General features: G+C 66.3%; 22 protein-coding genes and 1 pseudogene. 14 read left to right on the forward strand and 9 right to left on the reverse strand.

What is annotated here, in order from left to right:
• The first annotated feature begins 27 nt into the window (after window positions 1-27).
• Window positions 28-711 carry a TetR family transcriptional regulator gene (locus H276_RS0111400; RefSeq protein WP_026356866.1) on the forward strand — a complete coding sequence of 228 codons (684 nt, stop codon included), beginning with the start codon at window positions 28-30 and terminating at the stop codon, window positions 709-711.
• A 278-nt stretch (window positions 712-989) separates the two neighbouring features.
• Window positions 990-2,870, forward strand: coding sequence for a glycoside hydrolase family 2 protein (locus tag H276_RS0111405; protein ID WP_019971441.1), 1,881 nt, complete (start codon window positions 990-992; stop codon window positions 2,868-2,870).
• A 7-nt stretch (window positions 2,871-2,877) separates the two neighbouring features.
• Here the strand turns inward: H276_RS0111405 and H276_RS0111410 are convergent, their stop codons facing one another.
• From H276_RS0111410 to H276_RS0111420, 3 genes are all read right to left on the reverse strand, one after another.
• Entirely contained in the window at window positions 2,878-3,729 is an 852-nt protein-coding gene (locus H276_RS0111410) for a pseudouridine synthase (RefSeq protein WP_026356867.1), read from the reverse strand.
• A complete protein-coding gene (locus H276_RS0111415) occupies window positions 3,726-5,471 on the reverse strand; it encodes a glycerol-3-phosphate dehydrogenase/oxidase (protein WP_019971443.1) in 1,746 nt (581 codons plus the stop codon). Before H276_RS0111415 ends, H276_RS0111410 begins: the two co-directional genes overlap by 4 nt.
• A gap of 63 nt (window positions 5,472-5,534) precedes the next feature.
• Entirely contained in the window at window positions 5,535-6,950 is a 1,416-nt protein-coding gene (locus H276_RS0111420; protein WP_019971444.1) for an NAD(P)H-quinone dehydrogenase, read from the reverse strand.
• A gap of 41 nt (window positions 6,951-6,991) precedes the next feature.
• Here H276_RS0111420 and H276_RS0111425 point away from each other — a divergent pair, with 41 nt between their 5' ends.
• On the forward strand, window positions 6,992-7,459 hold the full coding sequence (locus tag H276_RS0111425; RefSeq protein WP_019971445.1) for a gamma-glutamylcyclotransferase: 468 nt from the start codon (window positions 6,992-6,994) through the stop codon (window positions 7,457-7,459).
• Window positions 7,460-7,532: 73 nt separating this feature from the next.
• Here H276_RS0111425 and H276_RS0111430 read toward each other — a convergent pair whose 3' ends face one another.
• From H276_RS0111430 to H276_RS0111440, 3 genes are all read right to left on the reverse strand, one after another.
• A complete protein-coding gene (locus tag H276_RS0111430) occupies window positions 7,533-8,420 on the reverse strand; it encodes a type IV toxin-antitoxin system AbiEi family antitoxin domain-containing protein (RefSeq protein ID WP_026356868.1) in 888 nt (295 codons plus the stop codon).
• Between the two features lie 178 nt (window positions 8,421-8,598).
• The gene (locus H276_RS0111435; protein ID WP_196807891.1) at window positions 8,599-9,765 is read right to left on the reverse strand and encodes a M20 family metallopeptidase; all 1,167 of its coding nucleotides are present in this window, start codon (window positions 9,763-9,765) and stop codon (window positions 8,599-8,601) included.
• A 5-nt stretch (window positions 9,766-9,770) separates the two neighbouring features.
• On the reverse strand, window positions 9,771-10,955 hold the full coding sequence (locus H276_RS0111440; RefSeq protein ID WP_026356869.1) for a M20 family metallopeptidase: 1,185 nt from the start codon (window positions 10,953-10,955) through the stop codon (window positions 9,771-9,773).
• A 92-nt stretch (window positions 10,956-11,047) separates the two neighbouring features.
• Here H276_RS0111440 and H276_RS0111445 point away from each other — a divergent pair, with 92 nt between their 5' ends.
• The gene (locus H276_RS0111445) at window positions 11,048-11,851 is read left to right on the forward strand and encodes a purine-nucleoside phosphorylase (protein WP_051111423.1); all 804 of its coding nucleotides are present in this window, start codon (window positions 11,048-11,050) and stop codon (window positions 11,849-11,851) included.
• Here the strand turns inward: H276_RS0111445 and H276_RS0111450 are convergent.
• Window positions 11,797-12,897, reverse strand: coding sequence for an AbrB family transcriptional regulator (locus H276_RS0111450; protein ID WP_019971450.1), 1,101 nt, complete (start codon window positions 12,895-12,897; stop codon window positions 11,797-11,799). The two genes, H276_RS0111445 and H276_RS0111450, sit on opposite strands and share 55 nt — an antisense overlap.
• A gap of 105 nt (window positions 12,898-13,002) precedes the next feature.
• On the opposite strand from H276_RS0111450, the gene H276_RS0111455 reads away from it, so the two are divergent.
• Together H276_RS0111455 and H276_RS0111460 are read left to right on the forward strand one after the other, a co-directional pair.
• Window positions 13,003-13,491, forward strand: a complete 489-nt coding sequence (locus H276_RS0111455; protein WP_019971451.1) for a MarR family transcriptional regulator — start codon at window positions 13,003-13,005, stop codon at window positions 13,489-13,491.
• Window positions 13,488-15,143 (forward strand): phospho-sugar mutase, encoded by a 1,656-nt coding sequence (locus H276_RS0111460; protein ID WP_019971452.1) that lies wholly within the window; start codon window positions 13,488-13,490, stop codon window positions 15,141-15,143. Before H276_RS0111455 ends, H276_RS0111460 begins: the two co-directional genes overlap by 4 nt.
• 3 nt (window positions 15,144-15,146) lie before the next feature.
• Here the strand turns inward: H276_RS0111460 and upp are convergent, their stop codons facing one another.
• Window positions 15,147-15,770 (reverse strand): uracil phosphoribosyltransferase, encoded by a 624-nt coding sequence (upp, locus tag H276_RS0111465; RefSeq protein ID WP_019971453.1) that lies wholly within the window; start codon window positions 15,768-15,770, stop codon window positions 15,147-15,149.
• 67 nt (window positions 15,771-15,837) lie between these two features.
• Here upp and H276_RS0111470 point away from each other — a divergent pair, with 67 nt between their 5' ends.
• From H276_RS0111470 to H276_RS0111485, 4 genes are read left to right on the forward strand one after another with little or no spacing between them, the layout of a single operon-like run.
• Window positions 15,838-16,128 (forward strand): hypothetical protein, encoded by a 291-nt coding sequence (locus tag H276_RS0111470; protein WP_019971454.1) that lies wholly within the window; start codon window positions 15,838-15,840, stop codon window positions 16,126-16,128.
• A 2-nt stretch (window positions 16,129-16,130) separates the two neighbouring features.
• The gene (locus H276_RS0111475; protein WP_019971455.1) at window positions 16,131-17,267 is read left to right on the forward strand and encodes a C40 family peptidase; all 1,137 of its coding nucleotides are present in this window, start codon (window positions 16,131-16,133) and stop codon (window positions 17,265-17,267) included.
• Between the two features lie 13 nt (window positions 17,268-17,280).
• Window positions 17,281-17,430 (forward strand): hypothetical protein, encoded by a 150-nt coding sequence (locus H276_RS22880; RefSeq protein ID WP_019971456.1) that lies wholly within the window; start codon window positions 17,281-17,283, stop codon window positions 17,428-17,430.
• A gap of 34 nt (window positions 17,431-17,464) precedes the next feature.
• Window positions 17,465-18,730 carry a hypothetical protein gene (locus H276_RS0111485; RefSeq protein WP_019971457.1) on the forward strand — a complete coding sequence of 422 codons (1,266 nt, stop codon included), beginning with the start codon at window positions 17,465-17,467 and terminating at the stop codon, window positions 18,728-18,730.
• Window positions 18,731-18,764: 34 nt separating this feature from the next.
• On the opposite strand, the gene H276_RS0111490 is transcribed toward H276_RS0111485, so the two are convergent.
• A complete protein-coding gene (locus tag H276_RS0111490; protein ID WP_019971458.1) occupies window positions 18,765-19,853 on the reverse strand; it encodes an adenosine deaminase in 1,089 nt (362 codons plus the stop codon).
• A gap of 49 nt (window positions 19,854-19,902) precedes the next feature.
• On the opposite strand from H276_RS0111490, the pseudogene H276_RS24060 reads away from it, so the two are divergent.
• The 4 genes and pseudogenes from H276_RS24060 to H276_RS0111510 form a co-directional block, all read left to right on the forward strand.
• A pseudogene (locus tag H276_RS24060) lies at window positions 19,903-20,148 on the forward strand (hypothetical protein); the annotation flags it as partial.
• Between the two features lie 82 nt (window positions 20,149-20,230).
• Window positions 20,231-21,325: a helix-turn-helix transcriptional regulator gene (locus H276_RS0111500; RefSeq protein WP_081625446.1), complete on the forward strand. Its 1,095-nt coding sequence runs from the start codon at window positions 20,231-20,233 to the stop codon at window positions 21,323-21,325.
• A gap of 89 nt (window positions 21,326-21,414) precedes the next feature.
• Entirely contained in the window at window positions 21,415-21,816 is a 402-nt protein-coding gene (locus tag H276_RS0111505) for a hypothetical protein (RefSeq protein WP_019971461.1), read from the forward strand.
• A gap of 14 nt (window positions 21,817-21,830) precedes the next feature.
• Complete coding sequence (locus tag H276_RS0111510; protein ID WP_026356871.1) at window positions 21,831-24,116, forward strand: N,N-dimethylformamidase beta subunit family domain-containing protein; 2,286 nt, start codon at window positions 21,831-21,833, stop codon at window positions 24,114-24,116.
• The last annotated feature ends 109 nt before the right edge of the window (window positions 24,117-24,225 follow it).

The following is a 24,225-nucleotide window of genomic DNA, read 5'->3' on the forward strand; positions in this document are numbered from 1 at the left end:
TTACTGGTTGTGTTACACTTCACATCAGTGAACAACCGTACGCCTAATTCACGAACACGACGAGCGGAATCATCGCGACCAGCACGTTCGCGGGACGTGCTGTCCAGGGACGAACGCAAACAGGCCACCCGTCGAGCCATCATCGCCGCGGCACTCAAGCTGCTGGAGGATCAGAGCTTCAGCTCGCTGAGCCTGCGTGAGGTGACCCGCGAGGCGGGCATCGTGCCCGCTGCGTTCTACCGGCACTTCGATTCGATGGACGCACTCGGCCTCGTGCTCATCGACGAGTCGTTCCGCTCCTTGCGCGACATGCTGCGCGGCGCCCGTGCGGGCAAGCTCGACCCACACCACTTCATCGAGTCGTCAGCGGACATCCTCATCGGCAGCGTCAACGAGCGCCGTGAGCACTGGCGCTTCATCTCCCGCGAACGCAACAGCGGCGTCTCGGTGTTGCGCTACGCCATCCGCACCGAGATCCGGTTGATCACTTCAGAACTCGCAATCGACCTGGCCCGCTACCCGGGTCTGACGGACTGGAGCAGCGAGGACCTCAACATCCTGGCCAATCTGTTCGTCAACGCGATGATCTCGATCGCCGAGGCCCTGGACGACGCAGCCGACGCCCAGTCTGTCGATGCGATCCACCGCACCGCGGTCAAACAACTGCGCATGATCGCAGTGGGCGTTCAAGGCTGGCACAGCGAAAGTTAGCCGAGAATCACAGTCCGACGTCAGACGAATCCACTGACGTTGACCAGTGACTTCACCCATTTTCTCCAGGAAACCGGTTACTGCGCTTGGTGATTCGATACCACTAGCCGTCCGAGTCACCGCGTCGTCTCAGGTAGGACAGCAGGTACGGTTGGTGCTGTAACGAACGACGCCGTGCCGTCGATTCACCCATCGACAGTCGAGTCGCGGCGGGGCCGGCACGACACAGTAGTGTTGCTGAGCTCGAGTACTGACCGTAGATCTGTGGGGGAACGATCATGAACGCCGGCGCACGGGCGTGGTATCGCGGCGCTGGGCCGGCAGGGCTCATGGTGACAGTTCTTGTGCTGTGGATCGGCATCATCGTGGTCGCCGCACCCGCGCACGCGGTCGACAGCTGGCAGCATCGGCAGCCGCCCCTGTCCACACCGTGGACGCAATCGGTCGATGCGGCGCACGCGCTCCCCGACTACCCACGCCCGCAGATGGCCCGCAAACACTGGCGGAACCTCAACGGCGGCTGGGACTACGCGCGCCGGTCAGCACCAAACCCTCCGGCACCGAACGATTATCACGAGCGGATCCTGGTGCCCTATCCCACGGAGTCCGCGCTGTCCGGTATCCAGCGTCACGACGACCAGATGTGGTATCACAAGACACTGAAAATCCCACGCACCTGGTGGGGCCGGCGGGTGTTGTTGCACTTCGGTGCCGTCGACCAGGTCGCCACCGTCTGGGTGAACAACCGTCAGGTCGGCTATCACGAGGGCGGCTACACCAGTTTCACCGTGGACATCACCGATGCCCTGCAATGGCCCGGCCCGCAGAACCTGTCCGTGCGGGTCGAGGACCGCAACGAGAACAGCCCGTACGCGGTCGGCAAGCAACGCAACCAGCCGCACGGGCTCACCTACACCGGCGCATCGGGCATCTGGCAGACCGTGTGGATGGAGCCGGTGCGTGCGACGCACATCGGCAAACTGGACATCACGCCGGACCTGACCGGCTTCGCCGTCACCCCCGCCATCACCGGGCCGGATCCCGGGCGCGTCGTGGTGTCCGTCGCCACGCGCAACGGCCGCGAGGTTGCCCGAGCATCCGGCAAGCCCGGGGACACGGTTCGGGTGCAGGTATCCGCACCGCATCTGTGGACGCCCGACGATCCCTACCTGTACGACATCAAGGTTTGGCTGATCAACCGGTCCGGCAAGATGGTCGACGAGATTTCCAGCTACGGCGGGCTACGCACCATCGGCCTCGTGCGGGACGCGCAGGGCCGCCCGCGCATCGCTCTGAACAACCAGATCACCTTCCTGCAAGGCGTTCTGGATCAGGGGTACTGGCCTGACGGGATCTACACCGCGCCCACCGACGATGCCCTGAGATCGGACCTCGAACAGATAAAGAAGCTGGGGCTCAACACCGTTCGCAAACACGCCAAGGTGGAGCCGGCCCGGTGGTACTACTGGGCCGACAAATTGGGCTTGATGGTGTTGCAGGACATGCCGTCTCTGGGCGTGCCGATCGGCGGCCCGTGGGGCCCTGACCCCGATCCGCCTCTCGATGCGAAAGTGCAATTCGAGAAGGAGCTGTCGCGGATCGTGGACCAGCTGCGCAGCGTCACCTCGATCATCGGCTGGGTGCCGTTCAACGAGGGCTGGGGAGAATACGACACCGCGCGAATCGCCAATCACGTCAAGGCCCAGGATCCGACCCGGCTGGTCGACGCCGAGAGCGGGGTCAACTGCTGTAAATCGCGCCCCGACAGCGGTGCCGGCGACATCTACGACGACCACACCTATGTCGGACCGGGCGCTACCGCCGTGCACGACGGCCGGGCGGCCATGATCGGCGAGTACGGCGGGCTCGGGCTGGTGCTTCCCGGCAATCGGTGGCCAGGTCCGCCGGAGTCCTACGAAATGACCAGCGACCAAGCACAATTGACCAGGCGCTATCTCGAGATCGGCCGGGATCTCGAACGGCAGGTTCGTGTGGGTGGCCTGTCCGGCGCGATCTACACGCAGACAACCGATGTCGAGAACGAGGTGAACGGCTACCTGAGCTATGACCGTCGGCTGGTGAAGGTCGACGTCGCGGCCGTCGCCGCTCAGAATCGTGCGGTGATCGCCGCGGGTGGCACCGGACCCGGCCGCAACTGACCTGCCGTCACAAGGTGCGGCGGCTGATGAACTCCCGGAGACGGCCTGTCACCGGGTCGTCGAACTCGAGGCGGTGCGCGAGCAGCTGCAGTGGCGCGCTGAAGTCGTCGGGTGCCACGTCGATCACGTTGGGGTACAACGGATCACCGAGAATCGGCACGCCGAGAGAAGCCATGTGCACACGCAGCTGATGCGTACGCCCGGTGTGCGGGGTCAGCCGGTAGAGACCGCCGTCGAGTGCCTCGACGAAGGTCTCGGCGTTGGGTTCACCGGGCTCCTCGAAAGCCTGTAAACGTCCGCGCTGCTTGATGATCCGGCTGCGCAGCATGACGGGCAGTGCGATGTTCGGCGTTCCGTGCGCGCGGGCCAGATACGTCTTGCGTACCGCACCCTGGGCGAACAGCGTCTGGTAGCGGCCGCGGAGTTCGCGGCGGGCGGTGAACAGCAACACGCCGGCAGTGAGACGGTCCAGCCGGTGCGCCGGGCTCAGCTCAGGCAGGTTCAACTCTCGGCGCAATCGCACCAGCGCGGTCTGCGCGACGTGTCCACCGCGAGGCATGGTGGCCAGGAAGTGCGGTTTGTCGACGACGACGACATTGTCGTCGCGGTACAGCACCGGAATGTCAAACGGCACCACCGTCTCGTCGGGCAGGTCGCGGTAGAAGTACACGTGCGCCCCTGCGGGCAGCACCGTCGTCGCATCGACCACCGCGCCGTCGGGCCGAACCACTTCTCCGGCAAGCACTTTCGCACCGATACCGAACCGCGTCTGCAGTTCGTCGAGCACATTGCCGCCCCACAGCCGCAGCCGCGCCGGGCCGAGGCCCTCTCGGACCGGCAGTGGCGCCGGCCTTCTCAATTGAGTGGCACGGGCTCGAGGATCTCGGCGCGGGCCTCGGGTGCGGCCTGACGCAGCGCATCGGCGGACTCGTCGTCGGGCTGGGTCTGCGACAGCACCTCGGCCTCGACCCGCGCCAGATACGTGGCGACCTCACGGTCGACGTCCTCGGCGCTCCAACCCAGCACCGGCGCAATGACTTCGGCGACCTCGCGGGCACACGCCACCCCGCGGTGCGGGTACTCGATCGAGACCCGCATGCGGCGGGCCAGAATGTCCTCCAGATGCAGCGCGCCCTCGGCCGCTGCGGCGTACCAGGCTTCCACCTTCAGGTACACGGGCGCCTCGGAGATCGGCTCCAGCAACTCGGGGCGACCATCTGCCATCTTGAGCACCTCACCGATCAGCGAGCCGTACCGGTCGAGCAGATGACGCACCCGGTACGGATGCAGACCGTAGTGCGCGCCGACATGTTCGGTCTGGTTGATCAGCGCGAAATATCCGTCGGCACCCATCAGCGGCACTTTCTCGGTGATCGACGGCGCCACCCGGGTGGGAATGAACTCGGCCGCCGCGTCGATCGCATCCTCGGCCATGACGCGGTAGGTGGTGTACTTGCCGCCGGCAATCGCGACCAGCCCCGGAGCCGGCACCGCGACAGCGTGCTCACGGGAGAGCTTGGAGGTTTCCTCACTCTCGCCGGCCAACAGCGGACGCAGCCCGGCGTACACGCCGTCGATGTCGTCATGGGTGAGCGGCGTGGCCAGCACGGTGTTGACGTGGCTCAGGAGGTAGTCGATGTCCGCCTTGGTGGCGGCCGGATGGGCCAGATCGAGATTCCAGTCGGTGTCGGTGGTGCCGATGATCCAGTGCGTGCCCCACGGGATGACGAACAGCACCGACTTCTCGGTGCGCAGGATGATCGCCACCTCGCTGACGATGCGGTCGCGCGGCACCACGATGTGCACACCTTTGGAGGCCCGCACCCGGAACCGGCCGCGTTGTTTGGACAGCGCCTGGATCTCGTCGGTCCACACGCCGGTTGCGTTGACCACCACATGGCCGCGGACCTCGGTGACGGCGCCGTTCTCCGAGTCGCGCACCACCACACCGGTGACCCGGTCACCCTCGCGCAGCAGCGCGACCACCTGCGTCGACGTGCGCACCACCGCGCCGTAATGCGCCGCGGTCCGGGCCACGGTCATCGTGTGCCTGGCGTCGTCGACGACGGTGTCGTAGTAGCGGATTCCGCCGATCAGCGAGCTGCGCTTGAGCCCGGGAGCCAGCCGAAGGGCCCCGGCCTTGGTCAGATGTTTCTGCGCCGGAACGGATTTCGCGCCGCCCAGCTGGTCGTAGAGGAAGATTCCGGCCGCCACGTATGGCCGCTCCCACCACCGGTTGGTCAGCGGAAACAGAAACGGCAACGGCTTGACCAGATGCGGGGCCAGGGTGGTCAGGCTCAGTTCGCGCTCGTGGAGGGCTTCGCGCACCAGGCCGAATTCCAGCTGCTCCAGGTACCGCAGACCGCCGTGGAACATCTTCGAGCTGCGGCTGGACGTGCCCGACGCAAAGTCCCGGGCCTCGACCAGAGCGACCTTCAGGCCGCGCGTCGCGGCGTCCAATGCCGCGCCCGCCCCGACCACACCTCCGCCGATGACGACGACGTCGAACTGTTCGCTGTTCAATTGCTGCCAGGCTTGTGCGCGTTGTTCGGGTCCGAGGAGGGTTTGCCCGTCGCCCGGTGCTGAGATCGGGTCAGTCACGGTGCCTAGGCTACGTGGCCCGGTCGGCATTTGCTTGCCGCCACGGTTCGGCGCGGCCCGAGTTCAGTCCAAGTCGTCATGTCTCATCAGCTGGCGCGCGGCCTCGGTGATCGAACCGGACAGTGACGGGTACACCGAGAACGTCTGGGCCAGCTCGGCGACCGGGATGCCGTTCTGCACGGCCAGCGCTATCGGCAGGATCAGCTCCGAGGCGATCGGCGCGACCACCACGCCGCCGATCACCACGCCGGTCGCGGGGCGGCAGAAGATCTTGACGAAGCCGTGCTGCAGGCTGGACATCTTGGCTCGGGCATTGGTGTTCAGCGGCAGGGTCAAGGTGCGGGCCGGCACCGAACCGTCGTCGATCTTGGCCTGCGGAACCCCGACCGCGGCGATCTCGGGCCGGGTGAACACCGCGGCGGCCACTGTACGCAGCCGGATCGGCGCAACGGCCTCGCCCAGCGCGTGGTATATCGCGATGCGGCCCTGCATGGCGGCCACCGAGGCCAGGGGCAGCAGGCCGGTGCAGTCCCCGGCCGCGTAGATGCCCGGCACCGTGGTTCGTGACACCCGATCGACGGTGAGGTACTTACCCGGGCCCAGTTCGATACCGACACGGTCCAAGCCGAGCCCACTGGTGTTGGGCACGGAACCGACCGTCATCAGCGCGTGACTGCCCTCGACGGTGCGCCCGTCGGCCATGGTCACCCGGACGCCGGTGTCGGTGCGGGTGACGGATTCGGCCCGGGCATTCTTGACCAGGGTGACCCCACGCTCGGAAAACACGTCCTCCAGCACAGCCGCCGCGTCGGAGTCCTCGTGCGGCAGGATCTGGTCGCGGCTGGCCACCACGGTCACCGTGACACCCAGTTCGGTGTAGGCGTTGACGAACTCGGCACCCGTGACACCGGAACCGACCACGATGAGGTGCTCGGGCAGGGTTTGCAGATCGTAGAGCTGACGCCAGTTGAGGATGCGTTCGCCGTCCGGCACGGCATTCGGCAACACGCGTGGGCTTGCACCCGTCGCGATCAACACCACGTCGGCGGTCAACTGACTGACCCGGCCGTCGGCACCGGTGACCCTGATGCGGTGCTGGGCCATGCCCGGACGGTCGTCGATCAACTCCCCGTGGCCCTCGATGACATCGATGCCCTCGCTGCGCAGCCGCTGGGCAATGTCGGCGGACTGCGCCGTCGCCAGCGTCTTGACCCGCGCATTGATCTGCGTCAAGGAAATCTTGGCCTGCTCGAAATCCAGCGAGTAGCCGAGGTCGGGCGCGCGGCGCAGCTCGGTTCGCACGCCGGTCGACGCGATGAACGTCTTCGACGGCACGCAGTCCCACAGCACGCAGGCGCCGCCGATGCCGTCGCTGTCGACAACTGTGACCTGGGCGACATGCGGGCCGCGCGCAGCGGCGACCAGCGCCGCCTCGTAGCCGGCGGGGCCACCTCCGATGATCACGATGCGGGTTGCCACCGGACCAACCTAACGAACTTCGCGCATTAAGCTGTCTTACCGTGCCGCTGTACGCCGCCTACGGGTCCAACATGCATCCAGAGCAGATGCTCGAGCGGGCTCCGCACTCCCCCATGGCGGGAACAGGGTGGCTGCACGGGTGGCGGTTGACCTTCGGCGGTGAGGACATCGGCTGGGAGGGTGCGCTGGCCACCGTTGTCGAGGATCCGCTGTCGAAGGTGTTCGTGGTCCTCTACGACATGACCCCCGCCGACGAGCTGTCGCTGGACCGGTGGGAGGGATCGGAGCTCGGCTTCCACAAGAAGATCCGGTGCCGCGTGGACCGGCTGTCGTCGGACACCAACACCGATCCCATCCTGGCCTGGCTGTACGTGGTCGACGCGTGGGAGGGCGGGCTGCCCTCGGCGCGCTACCTCGGTGTGATGGCCGACGCCGCGGAGATCGCCGGCGCGCCGCCCGCCTACGTGCACGGCCTGCGCACCCGGCCCGCCCGCAACATCGGTCCATAGCTGGTTCCCCTGCACCGCGAGCGTGCGCGTCTGTCGTCCGCCACGCCGCATTTCGTCAGCACTGTGCGCACCCTCACGCCGCGCGAGCGTGACTCAACTGCGCATTGATCCGCGCCACCATCTCTCCTTGCCGGTGACGCACGTCCTCGAACACGATCGCGATGACGATCCAGTCGATCGCCATCAACGCTGCGGTACGCCTCCGGTCGTCACGTAGCGCGTCGGGGTTGCCGTGCCAATCCAGGCTGTCGTACTCGACCGCGACCCGGTGCTCGGGCCACGCGAAGTCGAGCCTTCTCGGCTGGCCGTTGCCGTCAACGATCTCGTACTGCAGCTCAGGCGTCGGAAGACCACCATCGAGCATGACCAGGCGCGCCTCGCTCTCCATCGGTGACTCAGCACGCGCGTCGGCCAACGCGATCAGATTCCGGACATTGACGATCCCCCGCCGCCCGGCCTGCGCGATGGCAGCCTGCCAAAGCCCGGTGCGGGTGCACGTCCCGCTGCGCAGCGCGGCATCCAGGGTCGCCAGCGCCCGCGGGCGACGCAGAGCCCGCGCCACCTCGACGGCGGTCCATGCGGGAGCGGTCGTGTATCTGTCGTCGACGAATGTCAATGGAGCGCCGTCGCGGCGATGCACGATCAATCCGTCCACCGATCGCAGTTGACCGCATGGCGGATTGAGGACATGCAGGTCCGGAGGGTGTTCTGTGTCGAATCCGTGTATCGCGGCGGCGGTGCCGAGGCAAACGGCCACCTTACGGCCACAGGACAGGTCCAGCCCGCGGAGACGCAGACCATCGGTCGGTTCACCCAGGCAGTAGATGCCCTGCCAAATCCGTTCCAGCACACCGGTATCGACTGCGTGGTCGAAAGCGTACCGAGTGAGCAGGCTGAGGATCTGTCCACTGGTGGCGACGCCACCCTGGGCATCGAAGAGCTCGATGAGTTGCGGGTTCATGTCGACGAGCGTCGACACCGAAACCGACTTACGGAAGGCGGCAGCGCTCAATTGTGGATGAGTGACGGCCTGTGGATAGATTCGCGGGGATCAGGTTTTCGCGAAGGTGCTCAAAATGTCGAGGGAACACGGTGTGTCGGGTGACAGACGCACACGCTCGCGGTGCGAGTGGGCAGGACTAGCAGGACGACGCGGCGACGATGTTGACCAGCGTGCGCACGCCGACACCGAGCGCACGCTCGTCGAGGTCGAAGGTCGGCTGGTGCAGATCAAGCTGGGGCCCTTGGCCGCTCCACACCCCGAGCCGCGCCATCGCGCCGGGCACTTCCTCCAGATACCAGGAGAAATCCTCGCCGCCGCCCGACTGGTGGGTGTCGGCGAGCACGTCGGGGCCGACGGCCTCGATCGCGTGGGTGAGGATGCGGGTGGACACCTCTTCGTTGACCACCGGTGGCACGCCGCGCCGGTAGTTGAGGGTGTGCTCGATGTTCAGAGGTGCCAGTAAAAACGAAACAACCTCTTGGACAATCGATTCCAGCGTCAGCCAGGTCTCCCGACTCGCGGTGCGGATGGTGCCGGCCAAGGTGCCGATCTGCGGAATAGCGTTGGCGGCGACACCGGCGTTGACCGCACCCCACACCATCACGGTGTTGTGCCGCGGATCGATGCGCCGCGACAACACCCCGGGCAATCCGGTAATCAGGGCGCCCAGCCCGTACACCAGGTCACCGGTCAGGTGCGGCCGCGACGTGTGGCCACCCGGCGAGTGCAGGGTGATCTCGATCGAATCTGCCGCCGACGTGATCGGCCCCGGCTTGGTGGCCACGCGGCCGACAGCCAGCCGCGGATCACAGTGCAGCGCGAAGATCCGCGACACCCCGTTGAGCACCCCGGCGGAGACGGCGTCGATCGCCCCACCGGGCATCAGCTCCTCCGCGGCTTGGAAGACCAGCCGGACCCCGACCGGAAGTTCCGGCGCCGACGCCAGCGCCATCGCGGTGCCCAGCAGCACCGCGGTGTGGGCGTCGTGTCCACAGGCGTGCGCGACGTTCGGCACGGTCGACGCGTACGGCGCCCCGGTCCGATCGGCCATCGGCAGCGCGTCCATGTCTGCCCGCAGTGCGACCCGCAGACCGTCCTCTGGACCGAAGTCACAGGTCAGGCCGGTTCCACCGGGCAGAACCTTCGGGTTGAGCCCGGCCTCGGCGAGGTGTTTGGCGACGAAGTCGGTGGTGGCGAACTCCTGACGGCCCAATTCGGGGTGAGCATGCAAGTACCTGCGCCAGGACACCAGCTCGTCGTAGTGGGCAGCCAGCCAGCTGTCGGCGATCCCAGCAAGGTTCACCGCAGTCATGATGCCGCCCGCCTCTCTTGCGCCTGCAACACCCGATCCCGTTCGACAGGAGTCTCCGCGAGCCGAACGACGGTGCGGGCCAACATGATTGCCCCTTCTACCACGGCCCGGTCAGCACTCGGTCCCGCAGCCGCCGCGGCGAACGCGGGCTGATGGATGGCGGCGCCGCCGGAGTCGATGCCGATGACCGGATGAATGCCCGGCATCACCTGGGTGATGTTGCCCATGTCGGTACTGCCCATCGGCACGCTGGCTTCCACACTCGCCGGGAGCGGTTCCCGACCGAAATTCACCATCTCCGCCCGGACGGTCTCCGAAAGCCAGGGGTCGGGCAACAGCTCGGCATAGGCGGGTGCGGTTTCACTGACCTGATGCGTGCACCCCGTCGCGACAGCCCCCGCCGAGAAACACCCCGCCATCCGGCCCTCCAGCTCGTGCAGGGCCGTCATGTCGGTCGCCCGCATGGTGTAGCGCAGCTCCGCGCGGCCCGGAATCACGTTGGTGGCCTGGCCACCGAGAGTCACGATGCCGTGCACCATCTGCCCCGGCAGCAGCTGCTGACGCAGCAACCCGATGGCCACCTGGGTGACAGTGACCGCGTCACCGGCATTCACACCCATGTACGGCGCCACCGCGGCGTGCGATTCCCGGCCCGTGTAATCGACCGTCACCTCCGACAGTGCCAGCGAGCGGGCCGCGGCGATATCCACCGGACCGGGATGCAGCATCACCGTGGCGGCGATGTCGTCGAACGTTCCGGCGTTGAGCATCAACACCTTTCCGCCGCCGAGCTCCTCGGCCGGGGTACCCAGCAGCACCACCGTGAGCCCGAGTTCGTCGGCCACCTCGGCCAGCGCCAGCGCGGTGCCGACCGCCGAGGCCGCGATGATGTTGTGTCCGCACGCATGCCCGATCTCCGGCAGAGCGTCGTACTCGGCACAGATGCCGACCACGAGCGGTCCGCTTCCGTACGACGCCCGGAACGCGGTCTCCAGCCCAGCGGGCGCGGCCGTCATCTCGAAGCCGTACTCGGCCACCAAAGCCTGCGTTTTGGCGCAGCTGCGGAACTCGGCGAAAGCCAGCTCAGGCTCGGCGTGGATGGAGTGCGACAGCTCGACGAGGTCGCCACGGCGCCGGTTGACGGCGTCTTCGACGCTCAGCGAGGCGGCGACGGTGGGCATCATCGCAGTATCGCATTGCCTGTTTGCGCCGGTTAAGCTCGGCCACCGTGACCGATCCGGACACCGCAAGCTATGCCTCCGCAGAACAAGACTTGCTCCTCGCGTCCGCAGAAGCCGATTTGCTCCTCGCGTCCGCAGAAGCCATCGCCGAGCGCACCGGCGTCGACCACCACGACGTCGCGGTGGTGCTGGGCTCCGGCTGGGCGCCCGCGGTCGCCGAACTCGGCGACCCGGTCGCCGTCGTGCCGATGGCCGAGCTACCCGGATTCACCCCGCCGAGCGCCACCGGACACGGTGGACAGGTGCTGTCGGTCCGCATCGGTGCCCACCGAGTCCTGGTGCTCGTCGGCCGTATCCACGCCTACGAGGGGCACGACCTGCAGCACGTCGTGCACCCGGTGCGCACGTCGATCGCGACCGGGGTGCACACCGTGGTGCTGACCAATGCCGCCGGTGGCCTGCGGGCCGACTACCAGGTCGGTCAACCCGTGCTGATCAGTGACCACCTCAACCTGACCGCACGGTCGCCGCTGGTCGGGGCACAGTTCGTCGACTTGGTCGACGCCTACTCGCCGCGCCTGCGCGATATCGCCCGTGAGATCGACCCGACGCTGACCGACGGCGTCTACGCGGGTCTGCCCGGACCGCACTACGAGACCCCGGCCGAGATCCGGATGCTGCGCACGCTCGGCGCCGATCTGGTTGGCATGTCGACCGTGCACGAGACAATCGTCGCCAGGGCCGCCGGAGCGCAGGTTCTGGGCGTGTCGCTGGTGACCAACCTGGCTGCGGGGATGACGGGCCAGCCGCTCAGCCACGAAGAAGTGCTGGAGGCCGGCCGTCAGTGCGCAACCCGGATGGGCTCCCTGCTGGCCGGGGTGATCGCGCGTCTCTGACCGCTGACCTTGGCAAGCGCCCGGGCCATCAGTGGCGCCGCGAACAGCATGAGCAACATGCGCACCACCTGGACCGCGATGATGAAGGTCACGTTGGACCCCGTTTCCACGGCAGTCGCCAGCACGGCGTACACACCGCCCGGACTTGTCGCGAGGTAACCCTCCAACTGGGTGATGCCGGTGACTTTCGCGAGCACGGCGCCGAGGCAGGCGGTGCCTGCGCCCAACGCCAGGATCAGCACGAGCGCCAGCGGCAGGGCTCGGCCTATCGCGCGCATCGAAGCCAAGGTGAAGGACAGCCCGGCCTGCCACCCGATCAGCATGTAGGCCACCTGCACCAGCACCATCGGCACGGTCAGACCGAACGGCAAACCGGTGAGTTGCAGCACGATCGTCAGCGCGAGGGGCCCGAGCAGCCCCGCGCCGGGCAGCCGGACCAGCCGGCCCGCAGCAGCTCCCACCACGACCAGCACCGCCAGCATGACGAGGCTCAGAGGCCAAGGGGCCGGATCGGTTTGGGTCGGCGACACGCCTGGGTGCGACCTGTCGGCGTGATAGAACACGGTCACCATGACCGGAATCGTCGCGGTCACCAGCGCCACCCGCAGATACTGCACCACTGCTACCACGCGCTCATCGCCGCCGAGTTCGCGGGCGATGGCCACCAGCCCGGATGCCCCACCGGCCACCAACGCCAGCGAACCCGTCAGCGGGCTGATGTCGCGATGCAAGCCGAGCAGCGCTCCGGCGACGACACTGAGTAACAGCGTGCCCACCGCGACCGTCAACACGATCAGCCAGTCGGGCCGCAGCGCGTCAACAGCCTCCGGCCGAACCATGGTGCCGATGTAAACGCCGAGCACACCCTGTGCTGCCAATCCGCCATGTCGGGATAACCGTGCCGGGGCCGAGCAGGTCAGTGCCAGTGCGATACCGACCACCAGTGCGGCGAACAGTCCGGCCGACGGGATACCGATGACGGTGAGTGCAATGGTGGTGGCCACGGTCAGTGTCACCAGAACGACCCAGCGCAACAATGGCCGCATCCACCCTCCATATCAGATAATCCCAAGTACTAACTGATTAAATCACAGCGACAACCAGTATGATCTTCTGATGCGGTGTGAGATTTACCAAGGTATAACTTGCTTATGGTTGGAATAACGTCCACGGCCCCCGGGGCACCGACACAGGACAGCACCGCCACCGAGCTGCGGGAATCGATGATGGCGGTCGCGCGACAGATGCGCAGGCACCGTCCCGACCACGGTCTGACACTCAGCCAGCTCCAGCTCCAGCTACTCGGCGAGATCGGTCGCGCCGGGACCACCACGCCCGCCGAGCTCGGTGCGCGGATGCAGGTGCGGGTGCAGTCACTGACCGACGGCATCAACGAACTGATGAACCGCCAACTGATCACCCGACGCCCCGACCCCCACGACCGGCGGCGCCAACTCATCGAGCTCACCGCACAGGGCGGTGAGCTACTACAGATCGACCGGGCCGAACGCGATGCCTGGTTGCACGCCGCGATGCATGACAACCTCACCGAACTCGAGCTGGGGCTGCTCGCGCTCGTGGCACCAGTACTCCGCAAGATCGCGTACGCCGACGCAAAAGCGGGCACACTTGCTCCATGACCCAATCGGCGATTTCGGCGGTTGTGCAGAATTGGATCGCTCATGACCCGGACCCACAAACGGCTGCGGAATTGGCCGCGTGCGATCCCGAGGAGCTGGAACGGCGATTCGCTCATCCGTTGACGTTCGGTACGGCAGGGCTGCGCGGGCCGGTACGCGGTGGACCCGACGCGATGAACCTGGCCGTGGTGCTGCGGACCACCTGGGCGGTGGCACAAGTGCTCAAGCGGCATCTCGCACACGAGGGACACGAGGGAAATGCCTTCAGCCCCGGGGAAACGCAGGTGGTGGTGGGCCGCGACGCCAGGCACCGGTCCGACGAATTCGCGCTCGCTGCAGCTGAAGTCCTTGCTGCCCAAGGGTTTCGGGTGATGCTGATGCTGGCCGCGGTGCCCACACCGGTGGTGGCATTCACCGTGCGCCACCTGGGGGCGACGGCGGGAATTCAGATCACCGCATCACACAACCCGCCGTCGGACAACGGCTACAAGGTATTCGCCGACGGCGGTATGCAAATCATCTCCCCCACCGACCGCGAGATCGAGGAGATCGTTGCGCGGGCACCATACGCCGACGAGATTCCCCGGGTAACCGTGGAAACCGGCGGACTCAAAGAGATTCGGCACTACCTGGAGCGGGTTGCGCACGTGCGTCACACCACGGGCTCGGTGCGGGTGGCCCTGACGCCGCTGCACGGGGTGGGCGGCGAGTTTGCGCTCGACGCCCTGGCCCTGGCCGGGTTCGACGACGTCCACGTGGTCGAGAGCCAGTTCACTCCCGACCCGGATTTCCCGACCGTGGCGTTCCCCAACCCCGAGGAACCGGGAGCCACCGACGCTCTGCTCACGCTGGCCGCCGAGGTGTCTGCCGACGTCGCGATCGCACTGGATCCCGATGCCGACCGGTGTGCCGTCGGGATCCCCACGGCCACCGGCTGGCGCATGTTGTCCGGCGACGAAACCGGTTGGCTGCTCGGCGATTACATCTTGTCCCAGGTGGAACCGGGGCCGGTCAGCGAGGCCACCGTGGTGGCCAGCACCGTGGTGTCATCGCGCATGCTGGCCGAGATCGCCGCCGCACACGGTGCCCACCACGCCGAGACGCTGACGGGATTCAAGTGGCTGGCGCGGGCCGGCGGTCCGGGCGCCACGCTCGCCTACGCCTACGAGGAGGCCATCGGGTACTGCGTCGACCCGGCGGCGGTGCGCGACAAGGACGGCATCAGCGCCGCGGCCCTGTTTTGCGATCTGGTCGTCGCACTGCGTGATCAGGGCCGCACGGTCACCGATGCGCTCGACGCCCTGGCCCGGCGACACGGCGTGCACGTGACGGGCGCGGTGCCTCGGCCGGTCGAGGACGCCGGCGACGCCATGTCGCGACTGCGAGCCACGCCACCGACCGATCTCGCAGGCTTTCCGGTCGTCGTCGACGATCTCCTGGACCGGCCCGGTGAGCAACGTACCGATGCGCTGATCCTCACCGGCGGTGACGATCGGACCACGGTGCGCGTTGTTGTGCGCCCCTCGGGAACCGAGCCGAAACTCAAGTCCTACACCGAAGTTCGGTGTGCCCCCACCGACGACCTGACCCTGGCCCGGGCACGCGCGAACACACTCAGCGACGAACTCATCGCGGCCGCCGCGCTCTGGTAACGGCTACCGAGGACCGAACTGGCGGTCCCCCGCGTCGCCGAGACCCGGGACGATGTAGGCGATCTCGTTGAGACCGTCGTCGATGGTCGCAGCGACCAGCCGGATGCCGGGAGCGATCTTCTCCAGCGCCGCAATACCTTCCGGTGCACACACCACGCACACCGCGGTGATGTCGACGGCGTTGCGGGCCTGCAGCAATCCAATGGTGTACGCCATCGACCCTCCGGTGGCCAGCATCGGGTCGAGTACCAACACCGCCCGGTCGCTCAGGTCGTCGGGCAGGGACGCCAGGTAAGGAATGGGTCGCTGTGTCGTTTCATCCCGCGCCATCCCGACGAAACCCACCTGAGCCTCCGGGATCAGCGCGTGCGCCTGGTCGACCATGCCGAGGCCGGCACGCAGCACCGGCACCAGCAGTGGTGGGTTGGCCAGCCGCGAACCGGTGGTGTCGGCCAGCGGGGTACGCACCGGGATCTGTTCGCACGGTGCGTCGCGGGTGGCTTCATAGACCAGCATCAGCGTCAGGTCGCGTAGCGCCGCACGAAACGCCGCATTGTCGGTGCGCTCGTCGCGCAGGGTCGTCAGCCGGGCAGCGGCCAGTGGGTGCTCGACGACACGGACGTCCATCGGCCGACCTTAGACGGTCCCGCAATCGAGACGGAACCGATCGGCGCCGGCGGGCGTCATAAACGACATGTTCGCCGATACCGCCCTGATCCGTGCTCTCGGCGGCGCGTACGCCATGCACGCCGCCGATCTCACCGCTGCCGCAGCGCTGCTGCGTACGGTCGATGCCTCCGCGTCGGCTCTCGGACCGGTCGGCGCAGACTTCTCGGCCGCGTTCCGCCAAGCCCTCACCGACCAGTCGGCAGCGATCGCTGCGCTGGGCGAGGACACCAGGGCCACCGGCGTGGCCGCGGCCCGAACCGCCGGATGGTTGGACGCCGCGGGCGACCGTGCCGCCGAACTGCTACCCAGGGTGTAGCAATGCCGAGCGCACTGGTCAGCGCGCTGATCGCGCCGCTACGTGAAGTGCAGGCGCTGGTCGGCCCGGGATGGTCGACGCTTGCCGGTCCCGATACGGCGATCGCCGAAGTACGCGATGCGCTCGGCGCCGTGGCCGCCGCTTCCCGCCGTTCGTGGGCGGCCGCAGGCGATTGGTCGGGCATGGCGGCCGAGGCTGCCGAACGGTCAGCAGCCGGCGCCGCTGCGACGGCGGACGCGCTCGCCGACCACGCTGAAACGCTGGGCACCGCCGCACGCCAGGCCGGCGCTGCGGTGCAGTCGGCGGCGTCCCGACTGCGAGCCATCGTGGACGGCTTCCAGACCCGGGCTGCGGCATTGGAAACCCGCCTCGCGGAGCCCGGGGTGGCCGAGGCGCTGCTTGCCGAAGCGCACGACGCCCTGCGGGAGGCCATCACCGTGGTTGACGAGTTGCGGGCTCAATTGGACGACCATGCCGCGGCGGTCAGCGCCGCTGGTCCGGCGCTGCCCGCTGCGACCGTTCCGGCGGGCTCCGCCTCGACTCAGAGCGGTTTCGGCATGCCGTCGGGCTTCGGTGCGTCATCAGGTCTCGCGCCGTCGGCAGGGTCGGCGCCGTCGGGTCTGGGCTCCCTGGCCGGTATGACGGGCCAGCTGGCCGCGCTGGCCGGCCGGCACCGTTTCGGCGGTCCAGCCGGCTCGACGCCCGAGGCGGCTCTCGGCGGGCGTGATCCCGGCGTGTTCGGCGAAGGGGTGGCGGTGCGACTGCCAGACGGCAGCACCGCGTTGGCTCCGAACGCGGTCGCAGCCAACGCCGTGCGCAACGCGTTGACCCAGCTCGGCGTGCCGTACCGCTGGGGCGGCACCGCCCCCGGCGTCGGCCTGGACTGCAGCGGCCTGACCCAGTGGGCGTATCACGAAGCGGGGCTGGAGATTCCCCGCCTGGCGCAGGAACAGGATGTCGGCGCCGCGGTTTCGGGGGATGCGCTGCGGCCCGGCGACCTCGCGGTGTGGGACGGCCACGTGGCGATGATCGTCGGTGATTCGACCATGATCGAGGCGGGTGACCCGGTCCAGCTTTCCCCGATCCGAACCACCAACGCCGGCCAGGGCTTCCATGGGTTCTTCCGCCCCACCGCCTGACTTTGCCGCAACGATGGCCCGAGCCAGGGCCTTCCTCGAGACGCTCGCGCGGGCCGGTGACGACCTGAGCGCACTGCGTGACGGGGCCGATGCGGTGAACCGACGCCGGCGGCTGCTCGATGACCTCGCGGCGGAGTTCGGCGACCAACCGGAGACGACCTGACAACCCGTCAGGGTGCGCCGTTAGGCTGTGCCGCATGGCTGCTGACATCGTGCCGGTTCGGCTGGCACTGACCAAGGGCGACCTCTACACCCTGTGGGCTCCGCGGTGGCGGGACGCCGGTGACGAATGGGAGGCGTTCCTCGGCGACGACGAAGACCTGTTCGCCTTCGAGTCGGTCGCCGACCTGGTCGCCTTCGTGCGCACCGATACCGACAACGACCTGAGCGATCACCCGGCGTGGGAGAAGTTGACCGAGGCCTCGGCACACAGGTTCGATCCGGCCGAGGACCGGCGGTACGACATCGTCGGGGTACCGGAGTTGGTGGCCGACAAGCCCTCCGAGGAGTCGGTGGCCAGCCTGCACCGGACGCTGGCGATCGTGTCGTCGATCGGCTCGGTGTGTGAGCTGGCAGCGATCAGCAAGTTCTTCAACGGCAACCCGGTGCTCAGCAGCCTCGGCGGCGGCCTCGACGAATTCACCGGTCGCAGCGGGCGCAAGCGCTGGGGCGAGATCGAAGCGGTCATCGCCCGTGGCTGGGACAATGTGCTCGACGCCATCGACGAGATCGTCACGATCCCCGAGGACGTCGACACCGACGCGGTGAAGAAGGCCGAAAAGGAACTCGACGAGCCCGCACCGGAACCCGACGAGGACGAGACCCAGGTCGAGGAGACCGAGGCTGACGAGGCTCAGGCCGACGAGGCGGACGAGCCCGAGGAGGAAGAGGAAACCGACGCCGTGCTGGGCGGCGACGAGGACTTCTGGGTGAAGGTCGGTATCGACCCGGTGCGGCTGATGACGCGGTCCGGCACGGTGTACACGCTGCGCTGCTACCTCGACGACGAACCGGTTTTCCTGGGCCGCAACGGCCGTATCAGTGTGTTCAGCTCGGAACGTGCGCTGGCCCGCTACCTGGCCGACGAGCATGACCACGATCTGTCCGATCTGGCCACCTACGACGACATCCGCACCGCCGCCACCGACGGATCGCTGCGGGTGGATGTCTCCGACGAGAACGTCTACGTGCTCAGCGGAATCTCCGACGACATCGCCGACGGGCCCGATGCGATCGACCACGATCAGCTCGAGCTCGCGGTCGAACTGCTGCGCGACGTCAGCGACTACGCCGAGGACAAGACCGTCGAGGAGACCCTCGCCACCACCACGCCGCTGGGCAAGTTTGTCGGGCACGTGCTCGACCCGGACAAGGTGAAGGCCCCGGCAGCGCCCTACGCTGATGCGGTCGAGCAGTGGGAGACGCTGGAGCGCTTCGTCGAGTCGCGGCTGCGGCCTGAGTAGATCTGCGGCTGAGAGCTCAGCCCACCAACACCGCTCAGCCCACCAGCACCGCGTAGCGCGGCTTGATCACCTCGTCGATGATGGCCAACCGCTCGTCGAACGGGATGAACGCGGACTTCATCGCATTGATGGTGAAGCGCTCCAGGTCGCTCCAGCCGTAGCCGAAGGCGTCGACAAGGCGGGTCATCTCCTGGGTCATGGTGGTGTCGCTCATCAATCGGTTGTCGGTGTTGACGGTGACCCGGAACCGCAGCCGGGCCAGCCGGTCGAACGGATGCTCGGCGACGGACGGCGCAGCCCCGGTCTGCACGTTGCTGCTCGGGCACATCTCCAGCGGAATTCGCTTGTCCCGCAGGATCGCTGCCAGCCGTCCGAGTTTCTGGGTACCGTCGTCGAGCTGAGTGATGTCATCGACGATGCGCACGCCGTGACCGAGCCGGTCGGCCCCGCAGAACGCAATCGCCTCATGGATGGACGGTAACCCGAACGCCTCCCCCGCGTGAATGGTGAAGCGGGCGTTGTTGCTTCGCATGTACTCGAATGCGTCGAGGTGCCGCGACGGTGGATAACCGGCCTCGGCCCCGGCGATATCGAAGCCCACCACACCTTTGTCGCGAAACCGGATGGCCAGTTCGGCGATCTCCCGGGATCTTGCGGCATGCCGCATCGCGGTGACCAGGCACCGGACTGTGATGGTGCGCCCCTCGGACGCAGCGGCCTTCTCGCCGTCGGCGAAACCGGCCAGCACCGCGTCGACGACCGCATCCAGGGACAAGTCGCGGTCGATGTGCAGTTCCGGCGCGAACCTGACCTCGGCATAGACCACGTTGTCGGCGGCGAGATCCTCGACGCATTCGTAGGCGACCCGGTACAGCGCCTCCGGGGTCTGCATGACGCCGACGGTGTGGGCGAACGGCTCCAAATAACGCTCCAGCGAGCCGCTGTGCGCGGCGGTGCGGAAGAACGTCGCCAGCTCGTCGACTTCGGTGGCGGGTAGGTCTTCGTACCCGAACTGACCGGCAAGATCGAGCACTGTGCCCGGGCGCAGGCCACCGTCGAGGTGATCGTGCAGCAAGGCCTTGGGGGCGTGGCGGATCGTGTCGAGAGTCAGTGGCGTATTCATTCGTCCATCATCCGCGACCGCGGTGCAACTGTGCAGACGAAACCACGCCGTCGCCAATCACTTCACCATCGGCGACGAGGTCATCGCGACCCCGGACGACAACACCAAGACGCTGACCATTCGGCGCAACCGCGCGGTCGTCAAGACCATGCCGATCTCGATGGGCGAGAACGGCACGCCCACCAGCCACGGATCCTGAACGTGAGCACCGCCAACGTCCGATGGTTCTTCGAGAACACCAAGCTAGGGCGACATCGTCGGGGTGGCCAACACCGTCGGTCCGGTGTTGCCGGGTCGCCTGATCGAATCGAAGATGCCTGGTGGTCGTGCGTCACCTGACACATGGACGGGAACGGAGGCCACCCCTAGAGTCAAATATGACTTACATCACATCTAACTCTAGGGTCGATCGCATGAATGGACTTGAAGCGCTGGACAGTCTGGCCTCGCCGAGCCGACGTGCTGTCGCCGAGGTAGCCGCAACCGTCATGGAGAATCGCGCGAGCGTCGAGCTCGCTGCCGAGGTCGCGGAACTTCTGCGTCCGCTGATCCCTTGGGTAGGCATCTCGTTGTCCACCTATGATCCCGTCGCCCAGCAACATCGCTCGATCGCCTCCGCCGGTTACGACGAGAGCACGGTGCGTTACCTTGATGAGTCGTATCTCCAGGTTGATCCCGCCTACCGCTGGATTGTGTCGACGGGCCGTCCCTACTTCAGCTGGGAGACCACCGGCTTCGATTATTCGAAAACCACCTCGGCTATCAACTACTGGCTTCCCGCGGGTTATTCAGGCGGCGCCAGCTGGTATCTCACGACCCACGACAACAGATATGTCGGAAATATCCACGTGAGTACAGAGAAGCTTGAATGGCCGAATTCTTCCGCACTCCAAGCGCTTTGTGATATTTCGCCTATGCTGGCACCCGTCGTGGATGCATGGAGGGAACCCCGCGATATTCTGCGGCGGTGGCCGGACGGCACCTGCGCCGCGCTCATCTCACCCGACGGTACTGAGCATGCAGTCCCTGGATCGGCCCTCTGCTCTGGCTCGGGGATACATCAGCGACTGCACCGATTAGCCAAGCCGGCGGTCGCCAGGCCGTCCCGTGATGACGGGATCACGATGCTCATCGACCGATTCCCGCGGCGCTGCTGGTTTCTGGATGACGACGAGCCGCAGCAGGTCGAACTTGTCAAGTGCAGCTACGGATGGACGGTGCTGCATCGTCCGCTCGATCTGCCGTACAAGCTGACCGACCGGCAGATCGAGGTGTGCTCCCTCACCGCCCATGGCATGACGAACGTGCAGATTGCGGCCCAACTGGGCGTGCGGACCGGAACAGTACGCCGACACCTGGAGAACATCTTCGACAAGACCGGCGTGCGCAGCCGTACAGCCCTCTCGGCCGCCGCGTGGAGTGAGGGTCTCATAGATCTGCGTGATCTCGCGCGCCATACCACGCTCACCTAGAGATCTGTAGCTTCCCCTCGCCGAAAACAGGTCTAGGCGTATCACGCGCCTGTCATTGAAAACCCCTACAACCCTCTGAGGAGACATCCATGCCAAAAACCGGCGTCGGCGCCGTTCGCGATCCCGCCGACTATCGAGATAGAAATATCGACTGGCTCGAGTACTTCAATCGACACCGACGCGAGGAGATCGCTCGCATCGTACGAGAGCATCCGGAGATCATTGCCGAGCATGCGCTAAATCCTTTCGGTTACCGCAACCATCCCAGCCCATATCTGCAACGAATCCACAACTATTTCCGTATGCAACCGACGCTCGGCAAATACTACATCTACACGGTGGAGCCGTGGCGCGATTATCGCATCGCCGTTGTCGGAGAATTTGGAACACGTCCGGTCATCTTGGACGAGCCTCACTTCGATACCGAAGAGGCCGCCCTGCACGGAGTGTTCCTCCAACGAATCAACGATGTTCTCAACGGCGAGGCCTGAAAGGGATTAATCGAATGACGACGACCTTTATCCGTGGGTACTGCGACAACATGAGCGCGGCGCCCGGTGAAGATCTGAATTTCTATGTGTCGGCGGACGAACCTGGCGAATACGATGCCGAGGTGGTCCGACTGATCCACGGCGACGTTCACCCGGAAGGTCCGGGGTACAAAGAAGAGGTTGTGGATTCCACGATTCGAGGTCGATATCCGGCGCGCTTTCAGCGGACGCAGTTCGGCAGCTATGTCGAGGCGTCGGACGCGGTGGCTCTGCATCCATCCGGTGGATTCTCGGTCCATACGTTTTTGTGGTCCACCACCCCGACCCGTGGGCGCCAGGGCCTGGTCTCCCGGTGGAATGACAGCGCGAAGAGCGGCTGGGCACTGGCCATCGACGATGGCTATGTGGTGTTCATGATCGGCGACGGCAGCGGTCGAATCGATCGGGTGGTCAGCGATCGCCCGCTCTTTCAGGAGGTCTGGTATTCCATTGCCGCGACGTTCGATCCCGACCGCATGGAGCTTGCCCTCCATCAGACCTCGGTAGTCAATCGGGTCAACAGCCGCTTCGGACTTGTCGTGCCGCTCAATTCGGATACCGCGGTGTCCGCGGCCACAAGTATCCGCCCGGACGATGGTCAGGTCCCCGTGCTCATCGCGGGCCTGGCCGAAGGCGGCCACACGGAGCGGGGTCGCACCTGGTGCACAGCTATGTACAACGGCAAGATCGATGCACCCAAGGTCTACGACACGGTGCTCGACGCTGCGGACGCGACAGCCCTGGCGACCGGCGAGATCGTGAAAGCCGAAGCACGGCTTGCGCACTGGGACTTCTCGGCGGGCATCGGACCGAACGGCATCCCTACCGACCATGTCGAGGACGTCTCGGGTCATGGCCGGCACGGGCTCTGCGTCAACCAACCCGACCGCGGTGTCACCGGCTGGAACTGGGACAGCCACGAAGAGAACTTCGTCCATTGCCCCGAGCAGTACGGAGCGCTGTGGTTCCACGAGGACTCGCTCGACGACTGCCGCTGGGACCGCGACTTCACCTTCACCATTCCCGACGGGCTGCGAAGTGACTTCTACGCGATTCGCATCCGGATGGGTGAGGCGGAAGACCATATTCCCTTCTTCGTCCTGCCGCCGCGCGGCACCGCAACCGCGAAGATCCTCCTCTTGGTGAGCACATGCAGCTATCTCGCCTACGCCAACGAGCAGATCATGCACAAGGCTGATATCGGGCAGGCGGTGGCCGGGCACGTTCCCGTTCTGAACGAGCGTGATGTGGAGTTGCACGAGAACCTGAGTTTCTACGGCCTGTCCACCTATGACGGCCATGTCGACGGACGCGGCGTCCAGTACACCTCCTGGCGCCGTCCGATATTGAACTTGCGGCCACGGCATCGCCAGGGATTCGGGTCGATCTGGGAGCTGCCCGCCGACTTGCACCTCGTCGATTGGCTCAATGCGCAAGGCTTCGAGTACGACGTGGCGACCGAGCACGACCTCAACGAGCAGGGCGTCGACCTGCTGCAGCGCTACAACGTTGTGCTCACGGGGTCTCATCCGGAGTACTACACCACTGCGAATGCCGATGCGTGGGAGGACTATCTCGCCGATGGCGGTCGTGGAATGTACCTCGGCGCCAACGGCCTGTACTGGATCGTGTCATTTCATCCGGAGAAACCGTGGGTGATGGAGGTGCGTAAGGAGCTTGGCGTGACCGCCTGGGCGGCGCCTCCGGGTGAGTCCCACCACAGCACGACGGGTGAGCGCGGCGGCCGGTTCCGTCGTCGCGCTCGCGCCACGCAGAAGATTTGGGGCACCGGAATGAGCAGTTACGGCTTTGATCATTCGGGCTACTTCGTTCAGATGCCCGACAGTACGGATCCGCGTGTTTCCTGGATATTAGAGGGGATCGAGGAGGGCGAGACGATCGGCGACTTCGGCCTGGTCGGCGGCGGCGCAGCAGGCTACGAGCTGGACCGCTACGACCTGTCGCTCGGTACACCGCCCAATACCGCAGTCCTTGCAAGTTCGGTCGAGCACAGCGTCGTCTACACCGTGGTGCCGGAGGACAAGTCATTCCCACATCCGGGGATGAACGGCGGCGAGCATCCGCTGGTTCGTGCCGACATGACGTACTTCTCCACGGCCAACGGCGGCGGAATGTTCAGCGCTTCGTCGATCTCTTATCTCGGGAGCCTGTCGCACAACAACTACGACAACAATGTCTCCCGCATCACGGGCAACGTCCTGCGTCAGTTCATGAAGGACGAGCCGGCGCCGATCGTGTGACACTCGGCAACTCAGTGGAATTCGCCCGCGAGAACACCCCTCGCGGGCGAATTTCAGTGAACGTCACAACACCGAGACTGCGCGAAGTGGCGACACGACGATCGCCCCG

Source organism: Mycobacterium sp. 141 (assembly GCF_000382405.1).
GTDB lineage: Bacteria > Actinomycetota > Actinomycetes > Mycobacteriales > Mycobacteriaceae > Mycobacterium.

Bases quoted from the DNA above. Each gene is read 5' to 3' on its own strand.
- H276_RS0111470 (WP_019971454.1), top strand. From the start codon at position 15,838: ATGTTCGCCGATACCGCCCTGATCCGTGCTCTCGGCGGCGCGTACGCC.
- H276_RS0111485 (WP_019971457.1), top strand. From the start codon at position 17,465: ATGGCTGCTGACATCGTGCCGGTTCGGCTGGCACTGACCAAGGGCGAC.
- H276_RS0111490 (WP_019971458.1), bottom strand. From the start codon at position 19,853: ATGAATACGCCACTGACTCTCGACACGATCCGCCACGCCCCCAAGGCC.
- H276_RS0111475 (WP_019971455.1), top strand. From the start codon at position 16,131: ATGCCGAGCGCACTGGTCAGCGCGCTGATCGCGCCGCTACGTGAAGTG.
- H276_RS22880 (WP_019971456.1), top strand. From the start codon at position 17,281: ATGGCCCGAGCCAGGGCCTTCCTCGAGACGCTCGCGCGGGCCGGTGAC.
- H276_RS0111430 (WP_026356868.1), bottom strand. From the start codon at position 8,420: ATGAACCCGCAACTCATCGAGCTCTTCGATGCCCAGGGTGGCGTCGCC.
- upp (WP_019971453.1), bottom strand. From the start codon at position 15,770: ATGGACGTCCGTGTCGTCGAGCACCCACTGGCCGCTGCCCGGCTGACG.
- H276_RS0111405 (WP_019971441.1), top strand. From the start codon at position 990: ATGAACGCCGGCGCACGGGCGTGGTATCGCGGCGCTGGGCCGGCAGGG.
- H276_RS0111510 (WP_026356871.1), top strand. From the start codon at position 21,831: ATGACGACGACCTTTATCCGTGGGTACTGCGACAACATGAGCGCGGCG.
- H276_RS0111505 (WP_019971461.1), top strand. From the start codon at position 21,415: ATGCCAAAAACCGGCGTCGGCGCCGTTCGCGATCCCGCCGACTATCGA.
- H276_RS0111455 (WP_019971451.1), top strand. From the start codon at position 13,003: ATGGTTGGAATAACGTCCACGGCCCCCGGGGCACCGACACAGGACAGC.
- H276_RS0111500 (WP_081625446.1), top strand. From the start codon at position 20,231: ATGACTTACATCACATCTAACTCTAGGGTCGATCGCATGAATGGACTT.
- H276_RS0111440 (WP_026356869.1), bottom strand. From the start codon at position 10,955: ATGCCCACCGTCGCCGCCTCGCTGAGCGTCGAAGACGCCGTCAACCGG.
- H276_RS0111450 (WP_019971450.1), bottom strand. From the start codon at position 12,897: ATGCGGCCATTGTTGCGCTGGGTCGTTCTGGTGACACTGACCGTGGCC.
- H276_RS0111460 (WP_019971452.1), top strand. From the start codon at position 13,488: ATGACCCAATCGGCGATTTCGGCGGTTGTGCAGAATTGGATCGCTCAT.